At 34.9% G+C, this 17,303-nt stretch carries 18 protein-coding genes, 1 tRNA gene and 1 riboswitch; of the genes, 15 read left to right on the top strand and 4 right to left on the bottom strand.

The annotated features are described in order from the left end of the window. Positions 1 to 35 precede the first annotated feature (35 nt). The gene (locus ACSBPO_RS12395) at positions 36 to 320 is read left to right on the top strand and encodes a YciI family protein (RefSeq protein WP_442593671.1); all 285 of its coding nucleotides are present in this window, start codon (positions 36 to 38) and stop codon (positions 318 to 320) included. Between the two features lie 61 nt (positions 321 to 381). On the opposite strand, the gene ACSBPO_RS12390 is transcribed toward ACSBPO_RS12395, so the two are convergent. After that, on the bottom strand, positions 382 to 882 hold the full coding sequence (locus ACSBPO_RS12390; protein WP_442593669.1) for an HXXEE domain-containing protein: 501 nt from the start codon (positions 880 to 882) through the stop codon (positions 382 to 384). 143 nt (positions 883 to 1,025) lie between these two features. On the opposite strand from ACSBPO_RS12390, the gene ACSBPO_RS12385 reads away from it, so the two are divergent. Together ACSBPO_RS12385 and ACSBPO_RS12380 are read left to right on the top strand one after the other, a co-directional pair. Next, positions 1,026 to 2,042 (top strand): medium chain dehydrogenase/reductase family protein, encoded by a 1,017-nt coding sequence (locus tag ACSBPO_RS12385; protein ID WP_442593667.1) that lies wholly within the window; start codon positions 1,026 to 1,028, stop codon positions 2,040 to 2,042. 14 nt (positions 2,043 to 2,056) lie between these two features. After that, positions 2,057 to 2,440 carry a MerR family transcriptional regulator gene (locus tag ACSBPO_RS12380; RefSeq protein ID WP_442593665.1) on the top strand — a complete coding sequence of 128 codons (384 nt, stop codon included), beginning with the start codon at positions 2,057 to 2,059 and terminating at the stop codon, positions 2,438 to 2,440. A gap of 64 nt (positions 2,441 to 2,504) precedes the next feature. On the opposite strand, the gene ACSBPO_RS12375 is transcribed toward ACSBPO_RS12380, so the two are convergent. Next, the gene (locus ACSBPO_RS12375) at positions 2,505 to 2,891 is read right to left on the bottom strand and encodes a hypothetical protein (RefSeq protein ID WP_442593663.1); all 387 of its coding nucleotides are present in this window, start codon (positions 2,889 to 2,891) and stop codon (positions 2,505 to 2,507) included. Positions 2,892 to 3,090: 199 nt separating this feature from the next. Here ACSBPO_RS12375 and ACSBPO_RS12370 point away from each other — a divergent pair, with 199 nt between their 5' ends. From ACSBPO_RS12370 to ACSBPO_RS12350, 5 genes are all read left to right on the top strand, one after another. Continuing rightward, positions 3,091 to 3,771 (top strand): hypothetical protein, encoded by a 681-nt coding sequence (locus ACSBPO_RS12370; RefSeq protein WP_442593661.1) that lies wholly within the window; start codon positions 3,091 to 3,093, stop codon positions 3,769 to 3,771. A gap of 98 nt (positions 3,772 to 3,869) precedes the next feature. Further along, positions 3,870 to 4,610: a BsuPI-related putative proteinase inhibitor gene (locus tag ACSBPO_RS12365; RefSeq protein WP_442593659.1), complete on the top strand. Its 741-nt coding sequence runs from the start codon at positions 3,870 to 3,872 to the stop codon at positions 4,608 to 4,610. 111 nt (positions 4,611 to 4,721) lie between these two features. Continuing rightward, entirely contained in the window at positions 4,722 to 5,741 is a 1,020-nt protein-coding gene (locus ACSBPO_RS12360; RefSeq protein WP_442593657.1) for a phosphotransferase enzyme family protein, read from the top strand. Between the two features lie 147 nt (positions 5,742 to 5,888). After that, the gene (gene aspA / locus ACSBPO_RS12355; RefSeq protein ID WP_442593655.1) at positions 5,889 to 7,313 is read left to right on the top strand and encodes an aspartate ammonia-lyase; all 1,425 of its coding nucleotides are present in this window, start codon (positions 5,889 to 5,891) and stop codon (positions 7,311 to 7,313) included. Positions 7,314 to 7,463: 150 nt separating this feature from the next. Continuing rightward, the gene (locus ACSBPO_RS12350; protein WP_442593653.1) at positions 7,464 to 8,216 is read left to right on the top strand and encodes a CBO0543 family protein; all 753 of its coding nucleotides are present in this window, start codon (positions 7,464 to 7,466) and stop codon (positions 8,214 to 8,216) included. A 247-nt stretch (positions 8,217 to 8,463) separates the two neighbouring features. On the opposite strand, the gene ACSBPO_RS12345 is transcribed toward ACSBPO_RS12350, so the two are convergent. Next, positions 8,464 to 9,684, bottom strand: a complete 1,221-nt coding sequence (locus ACSBPO_RS12345) for an MFS transporter (protein ID WP_442593651.1) — start codon at positions 9,682 to 9,684, stop codon at positions 8,464 to 8,466. Between the two features lie 165 nt (positions 9,685 to 9,849). On the opposite strand from ACSBPO_RS12345, the gene ACSBPO_RS12340 reads away from it, so the two are divergent. From ACSBPO_RS12340 to ACSBPO_RS12315, 6 genes are all read left to right on the top strand, one after another. Beyond that, positions 9,850 to 10,194 (top strand): nuclear transport factor 2 family protein, encoded by a 345-nt coding sequence (locus ACSBPO_RS12340; RefSeq protein WP_442593649.1) that lies wholly within the window; start codon positions 9,850 to 9,852, stop codon positions 10,192 to 10,194. Between the two features lie 58 nt (positions 10,195 to 10,252). After that, a complete protein-coding gene (locus ACSBPO_RS12335; RefSeq protein ID WP_442593647.1) occupies positions 10,253 to 10,750 on the top strand; it encodes a L,D-transpeptidase family protein in 498 nt (165 codons plus the stop codon). 50 nt (positions 10,751 to 10,800) lie between these two features. Beyond that, positions 10,801 to 10,887: transfer RNA gene (locus ACSBPO_RS12330), tRNA-OTHER, on the top strand. Positions 10,888 to 10,914: 27 nt separating this feature from the next. Next, entirely contained in the window at positions 10,915 to 11,043 is a 129-nt protein-coding gene (locus ACSBPO_RS12325; RefSeq protein WP_442593645.1) for a hypothetical protein, read from the top strand. Positions 11,044 to 11,332: 289 nt separating this feature from the next. After that, positions 11,333 to 11,438: riboswitch (SAM riboswitch) on the top strand. Positions 11,439 to 11,549: 111 nt separating this feature from the next. Further along, positions 11,550 to 12,599 (top strand): LLM class flavin-dependent oxidoreductase, encoded by a 1,050-nt coding sequence (locus ACSBPO_RS12320; protein WP_442593643.1) that lies wholly within the window; start codon positions 11,550 to 11,552, stop codon positions 12,597 to 12,599. Positions 12,600 to 12,612: 13 nt separating this feature from the next. Continuing rightward, positions 12,613 to 13,566 carry an ATP-grasp domain-containing protein gene (locus ACSBPO_RS12315; RefSeq protein WP_442593641.1) on the top strand — a complete coding sequence of 318 codons (954 nt, stop codon included), beginning with the start codon at positions 12,613 to 12,615 and terminating at the stop codon, positions 13,564 to 13,566. Between the two features lie 81 nt (positions 13,567 to 13,647). Here the strand turns inward: ACSBPO_RS12315 and ACSBPO_RS12310 are convergent, their stop codons facing one another. Next, positions 13,648 to 14,883 (bottom strand): MFS transporter, encoded by a 1,236-nt coding sequence (locus ACSBPO_RS12310; RefSeq protein ID WP_442593639.1) that lies wholly within the window; start codon positions 14,881 to 14,883, stop codon positions 13,648 to 13,650. 245 nt (positions 14,884 to 15,128) lie between these two features. On the opposite strand from ACSBPO_RS12310, the gene recQ reads away from it, so the two are divergent. Continuing rightward, entirely contained in the window at positions 15,129 to 17,255 is a 2,127-nt protein-coding gene (recQ, locus tag ACSBPO_RS12305) for a DNA helicase RecQ (protein WP_442593636.1), read from the top strand. Positions 17,256 to 17,303: the final 48 nt, after the last annotated feature.

Below are 17,303 nucleotides of genomic sequence, written 5' to 3'. Positions count from 1 at the left end.
CAGTTTTTTAGATGATTTTTAGGGGGAGTTTATGAATGTTTGTTTTAGTTTTAAAGTACAAAAAGTCACTTGAGGAAGTAGATAAGGAATTGACCTCACACATTGACTATTTAGAAAAATATTATAAACTACAAAAATTTATTTGTTCTGGAAGAAGAGACCCAAGAATTGGAGGAGTTATTCTTTGTAGGGTAAGTAATAAAGAAGAAGTAGAAACCATCATTAAAGAAGATCCATTTTATTTTAAACAGATTGCAGAATACGATATCATTGAATTTTCACCTACCAAATATGCTGAAGGATTTGAACGTTTCTTATAAATGGAATCATATATAAAAGAAAATAGACCAAGCAGTAGATGCCTGGTCTATTTTTGATAGGTTAATGGATTAATAGCTTTGCAATCAGAATAGCACCTAGAGCCAATGGTCCTTGCAAAACAAATCCTATCCAAAAATAAAATAGTAGTTGTTTGATTGTAATCCAATGTCCTTTAAATAAATATCTTAGAACAAAATAACAATACGGAAAGATGACCATAAATGTTGTCATGATACCAGGGACGTAGCTATGAAAAAATACAAACTGCATGACGTGACCTAATCCATTTGCTAAAAAAATACCAGGTACTAGAAAATAAAAAAGGGTCAATGGACTCATACCTAAAAAACGTTTCCCGTTTACCGAATAATAACAGCCAATTAAGGCAACTATCCACAACAAAATAAATGCAAACATAAATTGAAAGGTGTTTATTTGGACAGGAATGATATTGGAGTGTTCTTTAATAAATCCCTCAATGGTTAAAATTTCCTCAATGTCATGAATTAGAAAAAAAATAGGGAAAAGCCATATAAATCTAGTCATCTTCGTATCGAACATTTTCTTCAACTCACTTGTAAAATTTTTCTAATTATCATTTTAACATGAACAAATCTAAATTGAATCAATTTATTAAATTCAACTTGACTTAAAGTTAACTTTAAGTTGTAAGATTTCCTTAGGTAACATAAGGAGGAAGTCAAATGATGAATCAAAGAGTATACATTACCAAGCCTGGGGAAGCATCTGTATTAAAATTAATCGATGAACCCTTAAAGGAAATCGCTGAAAATGAAGTAAGAGTTAAAGTAATAGCAACTGGTGTAGCATTTGCTGATATGATGATGAGAAAGGGAAAATATCCTGGAGCTCCTGGATTTCCTTTTGTCCCTGGTCATGAAGTCGTTGGAGTTGTAGAAAATATTGGGAGAGAGGTAACGAATTTTAAGAAAGGTCAATTTGTAGCATCGTTTTGTAAATATGGGGGATATTCTCGTTTTGTGCACTTATTAGAAAAGGATCTTGTTCTCATCCCGGATGGTGTAGATCTCTATGAGGCAGCAGCGATTATATTAAATTATTTAACTGCCTATCAATTACTTTATCGAATTGCTGAAGTCCAAAAAGGCAATACTGTCCTAGCACACGGTTTAGGTGGAGGAGTAGGAACCGCTCTTTTGCAATTAAGCAAAGAGCTAGACATCAAGCTTTATGGAACAGCTTCTGCAAAAGATAGACAAAAGTTTATTTCAGAAGGTGTATTTTACATCGATTATCGAACTGAAGATTTTGTGAAACGAATGAATTCCTTAGAGCCAAATGGGGTCGATGTAGTTTTTGATGGGGTAGGGGGATTTAACTGGCAAAGATCTTATCAGACTTTAAAGCGGGATGGTCTTTTTATTGGTTATGGATTTACCTATGCTGCTGAAGATTCAGTTCAGTCAAATGAACAACAATTTATGGTGGAAGAGTGGAATCGAATTTTACATACAGAGAAGACATCATCAGGTCATAAAGGAAAATTCTATAGTATTTCAAAAGTTTCCCAACAGGAACCAAATACAATTCTCGAGGACTTAAATCAACTATTTAAACTCTTAAAAGAGTATAAAATTAAACCAAAAATTGCCCACAAAGTCCCGTTAGAGGAAGCAGTAACAGCTCACCAATTGTTTGAAAAGGGTATAGATGGTAAAATACTGTTAATCTGTCAGTAAGTAGGTGGACCTAAATGTATACGATTGGGGAAACTTCCATAAGAACAGGAGTACCGTCCCATACGATTAGATATTATGAAAAGTTGGGATTAGTTCCTTTCGCAGAAAGAAGAAATGGAAAAGACCGTCAATATTCCGAAAAGGATATCCGTTTTTTACAGTTTCTAATTAGTTTAAAAGCTACAGGAATGAGTTTACATGAATTAAAAGAAATCGTAGATGCTGGCTGTCTACTTGATGCTTCGCCAGATGATCATAAAGACATTCTAGTAAGAAGGAAGCTCATCTTTGAAAAACACTTATCTAAACTTATTGACCAACAGGAATCTCTTAATCAAGTCATTATACAAACAAAAGAAAAAATGCAGATTTATGAGGATTTATTAAAATCCATCTAGTACGGGAGAGTTAATGAAAAAAGAGCATCGAAAAACTGCTTCGATGCTCTTTTCTATTAACCTCTTATTTTTGAGGTTTTACATATATTGCACCAGAGGATTGAATAGAAATGCATCCTTCCAAATCATCATTTGTTAAAAATCCTAAGTTTAATGCAGCCTTTACTTTTTCTTCATCTGGCTTTTTGATAATTTGAATTAAATCTAACATATTTAAACTCTCTAAACGATCGACTGTTTTCGCATTATCAAATTTTTCAACTCTACGAATTTGTCGCTGTAATTTGAAATCCTCAATAATCAGTTCTCCTTTTTCGTTGACTCCAACGCTTTCATCAAAATAGTGATGAAAAATCTTCTTTAACTCTTCAAGTTTCATCTCTATTTCCTTCTTTTGTTCATTTAATTGGTTATACTCCCATAACATCGTTTTGCTTATTTCCTTATACATTAGTTCCTCATTCCCCCATCCAAATTGATACTTCATCATATGGTCAGGGGCTTGAAATTATAACATTTAAACAGTGGAATTTTGGGAATAACTTAAATCTCTATGTAATCAATTCTATTTTTTGTCCACTTTGTCCAGACAAGCCATTATTCGGTTACGTATATTATTAGTAATAATTATTTGTAAAGGAGTAAGGTTTTTGAGCATACCGGACAAAAATAAAATGCACATGGACAATAAAGTTAAAAATGGGATTATTAAGGTGGGAGTTATTGTATTACCTGGGGCACAAATAGGTGCTTCAGACCCACATTCAAGAACTCCGAAAAGAGTGAAAGATGAAATAGCTGCAGCCAATGAAATATGGAAACAAACAGTAAACGGTAGATCACAGGGAATAACCTTTAAGATTGTAAGTTGTAATTATGTAGATAACTATCCAAAAGGAATAGGAAGAAATTTAAAAGACTTTCCATGGCACGAAAATATTGAATCCATTTTATTGGAAAAGGGAAGAGAACTATGCCCAACCGCACATGTTTATATATATTATATGAATGGAGATCACATTGGACCTAAATATCCAAATGGATCCCATACTGATGCCATTACCTTTCGTGATGCACCTATTGTTATCTTATCTAATGGAGCGATTACTCAGAAATATATTCTTGCTCACGAACTTGGTCATATTATGTATCTTCACAATCTGCATGGAAATATCTATGATCCAAATCCCTTTCCTGGGGATCCTGACCATAATGCATCCCCTCATAATCTAATGTATCCTGTAAGTGATTATTGGCCAGCACCTCCGAATAAACCTAGCATTACATTTGCCCAACTACAAAAAGCATTAAACACAAGTTTCATCTACTAGTCATTAGTTTAGTAAATAATTTTAAGAGCCCAGTAACTTTTTCCTGCATTTCTCGTCTCTTATAGTGCCGGCAATAAAAGAACAAGAGGTGTAAGGATATGAATATCACCAAACGTATTGTGTATGGATTATCAACGTTTGTTTTAATAACATCATTAGTCGCTTGTGGAACATCCGAAAAAGGGACTGTTGAACCTAAAAAGGAAGTAAATGGGGCATCACCAGTAAATGAAAATAAAGGAATTGCAGCTGGGAAATTAGTTGGAAGCCTTTCAAAGGGTACTCAAAATGGCCAGCAAAAGTATCAATTTTCGATTAGAAATGATAAAGAAAAAGAGGAAGTCTTAAAATATAGCAGTACTCAGGAATTTGATTACACAATAAAGGATCAATCAGGTGTGGTTGTGTATACCTATTCTATGGATAAAATGTTCGCCCAAACACAATCTGAAAAGGTGTTAAAGCCAGGTGAAATAATCAATTTAGATATTGATTTAACGGAGGATCTAAAAAAATTAAAACCAGGAACCTATCAACTGGAAGTCTGGTCTTCTGCACTAGAACAACAAGACTTACGCGCCGAGACACAATTTAATTGGGGTGGAGTTGGTGAAGGGCTGGAAGAGGAAGGCAAATTAAAGGGTTTTACCGTTACTTATGTTGGATTAATGGATAATAATTCTATAGAGGTTATTAATGAAGCGGGAGAATATGAACATTATCGTTTATCTGAAAAAGTAAAACCTGATTTTGATTCCCTAAACAAAGATGATAAAATAACCATCTACTATATTGAAAAAGATGGACAAAAGATCATTGAACAGGTAACAAAAGAATAGCTTTAAAAATATGGACTGTACAAATTAGTACAGTTCTTTTTTATATTATTAGATAGAAAATGTTACTATAATAGAATATATTGGAAGAATTAAATATAGGAGTCAATTTAGATGGAACAAATGTTAAAAAAAGCTCTCTATGCTTACTCTATTGGAAACGATTCATTAATAATTGAAATGGTACTTCATCAAAATAGCTGGCATAAGGATTTACATTTTAAAATTAAGGTAAATGGATTGTCTTATTCAGCTAGATTTATGCCTTATAATAGAAGCCAAAATGAAGTGTTTGGCCATATTTCTGATGAAGTACTATACGAGCAAATTCAGTTTTGTGAGCATTTAATTAGCCATGATATACCATTCATGAGACTAGTATATACGAATGAAAATAAACCTTTTGTATTTTTAAAATGGAATAAGGAAACATATCGTTTTCTGTTATTTGAATGGATAGAAGGGACGCATATTGTAAACATTAGTGAAAATAGTGCAATGAATTTTGGTCAATATGCTAGAAAAATTCATGACATTTCCAATACCTACCACAGTGCTATTTTTAAAAAGACATCTCATTTAGTTGGATATACAAATTTTAAGGAGAAACTCCTTGATATTATAAAGACAAATCAATTAACAGAGCGTTCTTCTAAGAATCTTAAGCAATATATAGAATTGACCCAATATCATCTAGAAAAAGGAAAGACTACTGATCTAGATTATATTATTCAATCTGACCTCAATCCACTTAATATCCTTTGGGATGAGCAAAATAAAGTTATAGGGATTGTTGATTTTGAATCAATAGGCTACAGTGACCGAATTGAAGGATTAGCATGGTTAATAAAATGGTATTCTCGAACAAACGGTATACACTCCCGTAAGATGTCATCAGATGTTGCCCGTGCTTTTTTAAACGCTTATAATCATGATTCCTTTCTTAAAGATTTAGATTTTGATAGACTATCATCCCTTATTTGGCTTTCAGGTTGTATGAATTGGAACTTTTTACAGAAAACGACCAAATTACTTGAATCTAATTCAGATGAAAAAGAGCTAGAAGCCCATTTAGATGATTATTTAAAAAGGGGAGAAAGTCTTTTAAACTTAATAAACAATCCTGTTAGCTAAATAAGTGACGTATATCATTAAGGTAACTTATTTTATGAAGTTTTTATACTATTTACGATTTTTAATTGGAATAACTTCAAATATCTATTATGATGTAAGAGGGAATCATATGATTCAATTATCAACCATTTTTCGGGGGGATACAAAATGGAACACGTACAATACCGTGTAGAAAAAGATTTTCTCGGTGAAAAGGAAGTAAATGTAAACGCTTACTATGGTATTCAAACCTTACGTGCTGTTGAAAACTTTCCTATTACTGGTTACCGTATTCACGGTGAATTAATAAAAGCAATGGCAATGGTTAAAAAAGCAGCAGCGTTAGCTAATATGCAATCTGGTCGACTTTATCATGAGTTAGGAAATGTAATCGTTCTAGCGGCTGATGAAATTATTGAAGGTAAGTACCATGATCATTTTATTGTGGATCCGATTCAAGGGGGAGCAGGAACTTCTATCAATATGAATACGAATGAAGTTATTGCTAACCGAGGGTTAGAATTATTGGGTAAGGAAAAAGGGGATTATTTTCATTTAAGTCCGAATTCCCATGTTAACATGGCTCAATCAACGAATGATGCTTTCCCAACAGCTATACATATATCAACTTTATCTTTATTAGAAACATTACTTGTAACGATGAAAAAAATGCATGATGTTTTTGCAAAAAAGGCTCAGGAATTTGATTCGATCATTAAAATGGGTAGAACTCATTTACAGGATGCTGTTCCCATTCGTCTTGGACAAGAATTTGAAGCATACCGTCGAGTGGTTGAACGCGACATTAAGCGCATTAGCAATACACGTGAGCATTTATATGAAGTTAATATGGGTGCAACCGCTGTTGGAACAGGCTTAAATGCTAACCCTAAATATATAGAAAATGTTGTTATTCACTTGCGGGAAATAACGGGTTTTCCTTTAGTGAATGCTGAACATTTAGTAGATGCGACTCAAAATACTGATGCATATACGGAAGTTTCTGCGGCGTTAAAGGTTTGTATGATGAATATGTCTAAGATTGCCAACGATCTTCGTTTAATGGCTTCAGGCCCACGCGTTGGATTTAACGAAATCTTTTTACCAGCACGTCAACCTGGTTCATCTATTATGCCTGGAAAAGTTAACCCTGTAATGCCAGAGCTAATAAATCAAGTAGCATTCCAAGTGATTGGAAATGATCATACCATTTGCTTAGCCTCTGAAGCGGGTCAATTAGAGCTGAATGTAATGGAACCTGTTTTAGTTTTTAATTTAATTCAATCGATAAGCATTATGAATAATGCATTCAATGCGTTTACTGATTATTGCTTAGCAGGTATTGAAGCGAATGCTGATAAAACGAAAGCGGATGTGGAAAGAAGTGTTGGTATCATTACCGCGATTAATCCTCATCTTGGATATGAACCAGTTGCCAGAATTGCTAGAGAAGCAATTTTAACCGGTAAATCGGTCCGCGAACTTTGTCTGGCTTATGATGTTTTAACAGAAGAAGAACTAGATCTTATTTTGGACCCATTTGAAATGACACATCCTGGTATTGCTGGCGAATCATTATTAAATAAAGATTAAAAAAAGGAAGCTTGGCTTTGATGCCAGGCTTTTTTAGTTGCATGTATTTTGTTATGGTTTGGTGATTGTAGAAAAATGTCGAATTTTGCAGTATAACATTACCTTCCGATGAAATAACTATATATAAGCAATATAGAAATAGGTGGTAGAATGATTACAGATACAGGTTATCGATTTATTAAAGAAGGAAATGAAATGTTAAGGTCTATTTGGCTTAACGATGTATTATTTTCCATGCATTGGTTTTTCGTTGTACTATTGACGATTGCACCTTGGGTTGTTTGGTATTTTTTACGAGATCCCTCTAAATCGAGGCAATATTTTATTTCGTCTTGGGTTATTATTTTATTTTCCACTATTTTAGACCTAATTGGTCTGTCATTTGATTTATGGCGTTATCATACTAGTGTTTTTCCAATTATGAGTGGCATTATTCCATGGAATTCTTCTCTTTTGCCAGTATGTTTATTAATTGTTTATAAAATAAAAGAAACATGGAGTCCCATTATTAAAGGACTGGTCGTTTCGGCAATCATAGCTTTTATTGGTGAACCCTATTTTGATTTTTTAGGAATAACCGAACATCATCAATGGAGGCATATTTATTCGTTCCCAATTTATTTTCTTATTTATCTATTTAGTTATTATATCGGTTTATCTATGTCCAAAAATCCAAACCATTCCATTGATAGGGATGAATCCGATGAGAAATATAATACTTTATTTCAGTATTCCTGTAATGCCATTTATTACATCGAGAAAACTCACCTAGAAAAGAACTATAGATTTACGGACGTAAATGACACATTTATTAAAGAGATGGGGTATTCTTTAGAAGAATTAAGACGACTTGACCCACGAATGATTTCAGATCAAAGCTTTTATAATATAGATATAATATAAAATATCGTCCATTAGTGAATAATGGTGAAATACAGTTAAATACAGTTTTAGTTACAAAATCTGGGGAGAAAAAATATGTAAAATTATTCTGTAAAATGTTTAAACATAAATACAAAACGGAAATCTTATCGATAGCCCAATTTTTAAATGAAAAAATAGGTGAAAATAAAGTCAATTAACTTAAGATTTTCTCGAATACTAAATACATGAAAAAAGCCCAGCTGATGCTGGGCGTACTTTCAAAAATTTAAACACTCTGATTAACTGCTTCAAGCCTTTTTCTCATGCCAGTAGAATACAATAGTACAATAATACTAGTGGTAATTAGCGTTCCATGAAAAATCCAAACCATTTTTGGCAACGATAATGCTTCCAACACAAAAGGTGCAACAACAAATCCAAGAGCAAAACCTAAAGATTTTAATAACATTCCAACCCCGAAGATTCTTCCTCTAATATGATTGTCTGTTTTTTGTAGGATTGTTGCATGCAGAGTCGTAAAGCATGCATCAAAAATACCCGTTAAGAAAGCAAATGGCAATATGATCCAAATGTTGATGTTTGACAGGAAGGTAATAAACCCTGTTGACATAAGCATCGCGGTAATAAAACAGGCGTAATAGAGACGTGTTCCTTGTAAAAATTTCAATTTTGGTATAATCATTGTTGCTAGTACAGAACCTATTCCCCAAACGCCCCAAATTAACCCGTAATAAAAGCTTTGTTTAGATGCATCAATTTCTTGTGCAAGTAATGGTATTCCTAAATTATGAGATGCACCGGCAAACGCACCAACTAAGAAAACGATATTTACTAGAAACAGCATTGGCGCTAACAGAATGAATGAATAAACCTCCTTTAAGTCTCTGCCAATTGATATCATTTTCTCTTTAATCCCATTGGTTAGTGCCCCGTTCTTAGTAGATGAAGTTGTTTCCCACTTCAGTTTTAATAAAACAACAGCTGATAAAAGATAGGTAACAGCGTCGATAATCAAAGTGACTTGATTTCCGAGAAAGTCGGTTATGACCCCAGCACCGATGAAACCAAAAACTAAGCTAATGGAGGTCAGTCTTGAGATTAGTGCATTTGTTTCCAACACCTTATTTTGACCAAATATTTGAGGAATTTCGGCACTATAACTAACGGCAAAAAAGCTGCTCGTTAAACCGATTAGAAAACAAACAATAATAATCATAATGGGATTTGGAAAAGGAATTAAACTAAGAATAATAACGGCCCGAAAAAGATCGGTATAAATCATGATTTTGCGACGATCAAAACGATCGGCTAGCACTCCGGAAAATAAACTAGATAATACTCCACCTAACGTTCGAAAGGCCATAGTAGCAGCTAACCAGGCAGAGCTCCCTGTTGCTACATACATTAAAACATTGATGGCTATCAAATCCATAAATGTCCCTAGATCTGAAAAGGCTTTGACATATAAGAAAATTTTGCGATTCATTTGCTTCTCCCTTATTCATGAGGTAATTAACGTATTTTCTATTTTAAAGATTTTGAATTTACTTCGCAATACGAAATTTTAGAAATATTAGGATTATAAAACTTTTTTATTTAGAGATTTTCCTATATAATTCTTCCAGAAAGATTAACAGTAAGGAGAAATCAAATGAATTTAAAATCACCTGAACAACTTGCGCAGCTTCAATTAGATGCCTACAATTCCAAGAACCTTGAAGACTTTGTAGAGCAATACGATGACAATATTATTGTGATGGATTTCCCTTCCAATCATATTACTTTAGAAGGGAAAGCAGCCTTTACGGAACGTTACAAAAAGCTTTTTTTAGATAATCCACAGCTTCATGCAGCATTAAAAAATCGTACGATCATGGGAAATCATGTTATTGACCATGAATATTTAACAGGCAGAGCAGATGGTAGTACTGGTGAAGCTATAGCTATTTATGAAATGAATGACACACATATTACCAAGGTGTGGTTTATAAGATAGGGAAAAGCACGCCTTTTTTTATCAGGCATACGCTAATGAAAAAAGGTGTGATGGATAAATGATCCATACGGTCAAGCCTGGAGAGTCACTGGCTTTGATTGCATCCAATTATCGTATTCCTTTTGGAAGGATTTTAGCTGCCAATCCTAAGATCACAAATCCCAATATTTTATTTGTTGGTCAAAAGGTAGAAATCCCTGGGCTACCAGAACCAAGTAGCATTCCATATCATATTCAAGTTTCACTAGGTCAGAGAAAATTGACTCTTTTTCATAACGGGCAAATTTATAAAATTTATCCGATTGCAATAGGGAAAATTTTAACGCAAACACCATTAGGAGAGTATGTGATTGTTAATCGTGAGCCCCAGCCTGGTGGCCCATTTGGTGTTATGTGGCTATCCCTTTCAAGAAGGGGCTATGGTATCCATGGTACAAATAATCCATCATCTATAGGAAAAGCTGTCTCGCACGGATGTATTAGAATGTATAACAAGGATGTATTGGAAGTAGCAAGACTTGCTCCAAATGGTACTAGAGTAGTTATTCAATCTTAATTTAATAATTTTAGGGCATAAATCTAAAATTTCTAGGGAAAATAATCATAAGACTTGTAGCTCAATGGTAGAGCAGCCAGCAAAGTTCAATCGTTCTTTGTCTGAGCATCTCGTAGGTTCGATTCCTACCAAGTCTTATTCTACATGTCTTTGGAGTGATACCTATGAAAAAAGAACCTACATTCCCTAATAGAGAGCAGTTAGACGAAGCATTTACACTTCTTCAAGATCAAATAACCAGAATCACCGTTGAGGAAGAAGAAGAAATGATAAAAATGGATGATGAAAAGTAGAAGATAGCTTGTGTTAAATTTTAAAAAAATGGTTCTGTTAAAGAGCAGTGTTGATTTATAACAAAGTTGATTGGAGCGGAAGGTACGAGACTCCTGCGGGAGCAGCGGGACAGGTGAGACACCACAGGAGCGATAGCGACGAGGAGGCTCACTGCACGCCCCGCGGAAAGCGAGTGCCTGTAGCGGAAATCAACATTCTTGTTTAACAGAGCCTAAAAAATAAATATGTTGACAATCGAAATAATTTACACTATTATCAGCTTATTAAATTAAATTATTAAAATATTTCTTCTTATCAAGAGAGGTGGAGGGACTGGCCCTTTGAAGCCTCGGCAACAGGTTCTTTTGAATACTGTGCCAATTCCATCAAACAAGTATTGTTTGAAAGATGAGAAGAGAGTTTAAATTGAACTCTCTTCTTTGAAGAGAGTTTTTTATTTTTGCGAAAACCCTACTAAGTAGGGTGGAAAAGTAGAGATTGAGCAAAGTGTAGAGGAGAATGTGCAATGAAATATGGATTTTGGTTACCCATTTTTGGTGGTTGGTTACGCAATGTAGAGGATGAGAATATGCCGCCAACATTTGAATATGCAAAAGAGGTCATACAATCAGCGGAAAATTGGGGGTACTCAACAACACTCATTGCCGAGTTGTATTTAAATGACATTAAAGGACCGGAGCATGACTCTCTTGAAGCCTGGTCAACAGCAGCAGCCCTTGCAGCTGTTACAGAGAAAATAGAAATTATGACTGCCATTCGTCCTGGTTTTCATAATCCAGCCATTGCTGCAAAAATGGCTGCTAATATTGATCAAATTAGTAATGGCCGTTTTACTCTTAATGTGGTTTCTGCATGGTGGGCTGAAGAAGCGCGTCAATACGGTGGAATATTTACAGAACATGATGAGCGTTATGCTAGAACTGAAGAATTTATTGATGTATTAAAAGGTTTGTGGGAAGAGGAAACATTCTCATATGAGGGTAAATTTTATGATTTAAAAGATACAAAGCTTTTCCCAAAACCAGTTCAACGCCCTAATCCTATCCTTTATGCGGGAGGCGAGAGTGAGAAAGGGAAGCAGACAATTGTTGAAAAATGTGATGCTTACGTCATGCATGGTGGGACGGTTGAGGAAATTAGAACGAAAGTAGAGGATATGAAGCTACGTCGTGAAAAAACTGGAAATGTACCTTTGTCCTCGTTTGGAATGGCGGCGTATGTCATTTGCCGTGATACAGAGGAAGAAGCTTTAGCTGAACTTGAAAAAATTACAACTGTAAAAGAAACAAGTGGTTATGCGGGCTTTAAGGATTTTACAACTAAATCACAGCTTGAACAAAAAATCCAATTACAAGATTATTCTGTTTCTAACAGAGGTTTACGGCCTAACTTAGTTGGTACCCCTGATCAAATTGCTGATCGCATTTTACAGTATGAAGAAGCTGGTTTGGACTTATTATTACTTCAATTTTCACCACAGCTCGAGGAGATGGAGCGTTTCGCCAAACAAGTAATGACATTAGTTGAACAAAAACGTGGTCTGGTAACAAACTAGGAGGATAATAGAGATGAGTAAAGTATATGTAATTCATGAAAACAGTGAATGGACTGTTCATTTAACTAGAAGATTAGAAGAGCTAGGCATTCCTTTTGAGGAATGGCATTTAGACGAGGGAACTGTGGATTTATCTAGTATTCCGCCGGAAGGAATTTATTACAGTAGGATGAGTGCGTCATCTCATACACGTGACCATCGTTATGCCCCAGAATTTACTTTGCAAGTGTTAGCGTGGTTGGAAGCACATGGACGTACTGTTTTTAATGGTACACGAGCATTACAGCTCGAAGTTAGTAAGGTTCAACAATACTTAGAGTTAAATAAGTATGGTGTTCAAACTCCGCGTACCATTGCGGCAGTTGGAAAAGAGAATATTTTAAAAGCGGCAAAATCGTTTGAAGGTAAACCTTTTATTACAAAGCATAATCGCGCAGGTAAAGGTCTAGGGGTACAATTATTTCAAACTTTTGGGTCATTAAAAGCTTATGTGGAAGGCCCTGCGTTTGAAGAGCCAGTTGATGGTATAACATTGATACAGGAATACATACAGGCTCCAGAAAGTTTTATCACTCGTTGTGAATTTGTTGGAGGAAAGTTTGTCTATGCAGTAAAAGTTGACACTTCCGAGGGCTTTGAATTATGTCCAGCAGATGCTTGTCAAATCGGCGATTTATTTTGTCCAGTAGGAGAAGAAGTAGAAGAAAAACCAAAGTTTCAAATTCTTGAAGGATTCTACGACCCAATTCTTGCTAAATATGAACAAGTATTAGCAGGAAACAATGTAAAGGTTGCTGGTATTGAATTTATCCGAAACCAAGATGGCGAAATTTTCACCTATGATATTAATACAAACACCAACTACAACTCAGATGCTGAAGCAAAAGCAGGAAAATACGGCATGCTCGAACTCGCCAAATACCTAAAAACTGCACTAGAGCAAAGCGTTAATGCAGTGGGGGTCTGACCCCCGTTGCTTTAAAGCGTTAAAAAAGCCCCATGTTTGGGGCTTTTTGTTTATACGATTTTCTATGGATGAACTTTATCTTTATTCTGTACCTAAATTCTCTCTAGTTAATTCATGTTGTTTGTTCCAATAAATTAATTTTAATGACCATAAGAAAAAGAGTAAGCCAAAGATAAAATATAAAGATCCATTTAGTAAACCCATTGTTCTTGGCTCAAAGAATTCTAATAATACCCCCGTTAAAAACATAGATATTCCAAGTAAAGTGTTAGCTAAAGTAGCGGATAAACCAAAATACATACCTTGAAATTTTACAGGGATGGTTTCCATGACAACCGTATCAATTAAAGTATTACCAACCCCTCCGAAAATGGTTAATATCCCAAACAGAATAACAACAAGGGCAAAAGACTGGGATTGACTAACGATTGTTAATATTAAACCTTCCATCATCATACAAGAAAAACCAAATAGAAGGTAATGCCCCTTTATCCATTTCGTAATAATTGGACTTAGCACAAAACCTGTTCCAAGGACACTATATAAAATCCCAACTCCTAAATCTGCGGCATGAAAAGTTTCAACAGCATAAACACTAATTAATACATTCTCAATTCCATTCGCAAAAGGAACAAGCATTTCAATAGACACGAGCATGATTAATAAAGAGGAAGAAAGTATTACAGCAAATAATTTTGTCATCTTTGTCTTTTCAGTTTTATCGGTAACGTTTTCCTCTAATTGAACTTCTAAGCTAGGAATGGTTGTAATAATCAAGCCTGCTATCAAAAACGACAAAATATTAATGATAAAGGCAGCCTTTGCTCCAAAGACGAATGAAACCAATCCACCAGTTAAAGCCCCAATAATTAAAACAAAACCGACTAACACTTGTTCCCAGGAATTCACCAATTTTATGTTTTTTTGTTCAACAATAGCAGGAATACTTGCTCTTCGTGTAGGAGCATATAGGGCTTCACCAGAAGCTAATAAAAACGACCCCACATAAACAATCCACATGTCATCGGGGCTATTAATCCATAGAAATGATAACGCAATAATAACACGGGAAAAGTCTGTATAGATTAATAGTTTCTTACGCGAAAGTTTTTCTGCAATGGTGCTGCTAAGGGGCCCAAAGAATAAGAATGGCAGCATCCGTACGGCAAGTGTGATTCCCACTGATAAACCAGAGCCTGTCATTTGTAAAATAAGCGTCATTAAAGCTACCTGGCTAAATCTATCACCAATACCATTAATGATCCCTGCATACAAAAGCCTACGATAGGCTTTTTCTACTTTTAATGTATGAAACATTTTCAACACCTTCATTCGAATAATATCTAATTTAATAATTATCTAATTAGATATTAATCGAATCTATAGAAAAAAGAAACCATATTTTGAAAAATATTTCCTATTATTTTCGAAGGATGATTTATCAGATACTTATACAAACATTTTTAGAAGGTGTATAATAAATAGGCAATCGGAATAAATTTCGAAAAGAGAAAAACGACAAACAAAAAACTAGTCTCCTAGTATAAGAGGAGGAGCATTATATGTTTGAAACAGCTAAGCAAATATTAAAAACGCATTTTGGATACGATGAATTCCGTTCTGGACAAAAATCAACTATTGAACACGTGTTCGCTGGTGACAATACTTTATGTGTTATGCCAACTGGTGGCGGGAAATCATTATGTTATCAAGTTCCAGCCCTCGTTTTTTCTGGGACTACCATTGTCATTTCACCACTAATTTCCTTAATGAAGGACCAAGTAGATACGTTAGAGCAATTAGGGATTGCTGCCACTTATATAAATAGTAGCTTATCTCAAAAGGAAATTCAGGAACGCATGCAGTTAGCCAAAAAAGGAGAGTACAAGCTTCTTTATATTTCACCTGAGCGACTCGAATCAGGATTATTTTTAAGAGAGTTAGCGGAGGTGGAAATACCACTTATTGCCGTTGATGAAGCACACTGTATTTCCCAGTGGGGACATGATTTCCGCCCTAGCTATCTATATATCTCCAGTATATTAAACCATATCCCAACCAAGCCAATCATTCTTGCTCTTACGGCAACTGCCACCTCACAGGTACGTCAAGACATCTGTCAGTCACTTCGTATTGAAAAGGAAGTAGTCACTAGTTTTGAACGTAATAATCTTTCTTTTTCTGTGATTAAAGGTCAGGATAGAGATAAATTTTTGCTTGATTATGTCAAAAAGAATAAAAACGAATCTGGTATTATTTATGCAGCCACCCGTAAAACGGTGGACCAATTGTATGAAGCTTTAAAAAAAGCAAAAGTTGAAGTTGCACGTTATCATGCAGGACTTAGTGATCATGAAAGATTAGAACAGCAAAATGCATTTTTGCAGGATGAAAAGCCGTTAATGGTGGCGACTTCTGCATTTGGCATGGGAATTGATAAATCGAATGTTCGATATGTCATTCATTATCAGATGCCGCGAAATATGGAGAGCTATTATCAAGAAGCAGGAAGAGCTGGCCGTGATGGTCTTGAAAGTACATGTATTTTATTGTATGGGGCCAGTGATACGCAAATCCACCGTTTTCTCATCGACCAAACATTAGAACGCGACAGAATTTCGATGGAACTAGAAAAACTTCATCAGATGGTTGGGTATTGTCATACGGAAAACTGTTTACAGTCGTGGATTGTTGAGTATTTTAATGAGGCATCGCCTGGAAACTGTGGACGTTGCAGCAATTGTACTGATACAAGACAAGCTGTTGATGTAACGAAGGAAGCACAAATTGTCCTTTCATGTTTGGTTAGAATGGGTCAGCGATTTGGTAAATCAACGGTGGCTAAGGTCCTAACAGGATCAAAAAGTAAAACGATTACCCAATTTCATTTCGATCAATTAACCACTTATGGAATGATGCAAAACAAGAGTGCAAAAGAAGTAACGGAATTCATTGATTACTTAATCACGGAAGGTATCATTGGAATTGAAAACGGACAATTCCCAACTATTTTTGTTACAAATAAAGGGAAAGAAGTTTTAAGAGGAAATCAAACCGTTACTAGAAAAGAAGAAATGCAAGCGAAGACGATTACGAAAAGTGATCCATTATTTGAGGAGCTTCGACTTCTTCGTAAAAAAATTGCAGAAGCAGAGAAGGTTCCGCCGTTTGTGATTTTTTCAGATACTAGCTTACAGGATATGTGTGTAAGACTCCCGATGTCTAATCCAGAATTTTTAAATGTTAAGGGTGTCGGTACCCATAAACTTGAGAAGTATGGATTAGAATTTATCCAAAAAATACGAGCGTACTGTGAAGAAAATCCAGAAAGATTAAGTGATAACCTAGAAGAAAAAGAGAAAACAAAAGTTCTAAAGCCAAAAAAAGACCCCGAGGCAAAAGCATCTCACCTTGTTAGTTACGACATGTTCATAAATGGTTCGTCAATTAAAAACATTGCCACGGAGCGAGATATGTCTACAACGACGGTTGAATCACATATTATTCGCAGCGCGGAAGAGGGGCTTTTTATAAACTGGGAAGAAGTCCTACCAATCCAATATAGACCATTAATTGAAGCAGCTGTTTGTGAAGCAGATACTGAAAAATTAAAGCCAATAAAAGAACGATTACCAGAGGAAGTTACGTACTTTATGATTAAAGCTTACTTTTTCTTAAAGCATCAATAAGTATTTTAAACAAGGATCAATTTATTGATTCTTGTTTTTTTATGATGG

It is taken from the genome of Neobacillus sp. D3-1R (assembly GCF_052180215.1).
Classification (GTDB): Bacteria; Bacillota; Bacilli; order Bacillales; family Cytobacillaceae; genus Pseudoneobacillus.
Note: the sequence above shows the minus strand (reverse complement) of the source record. Positions and strands in the feature narration are given on the sequence as shown.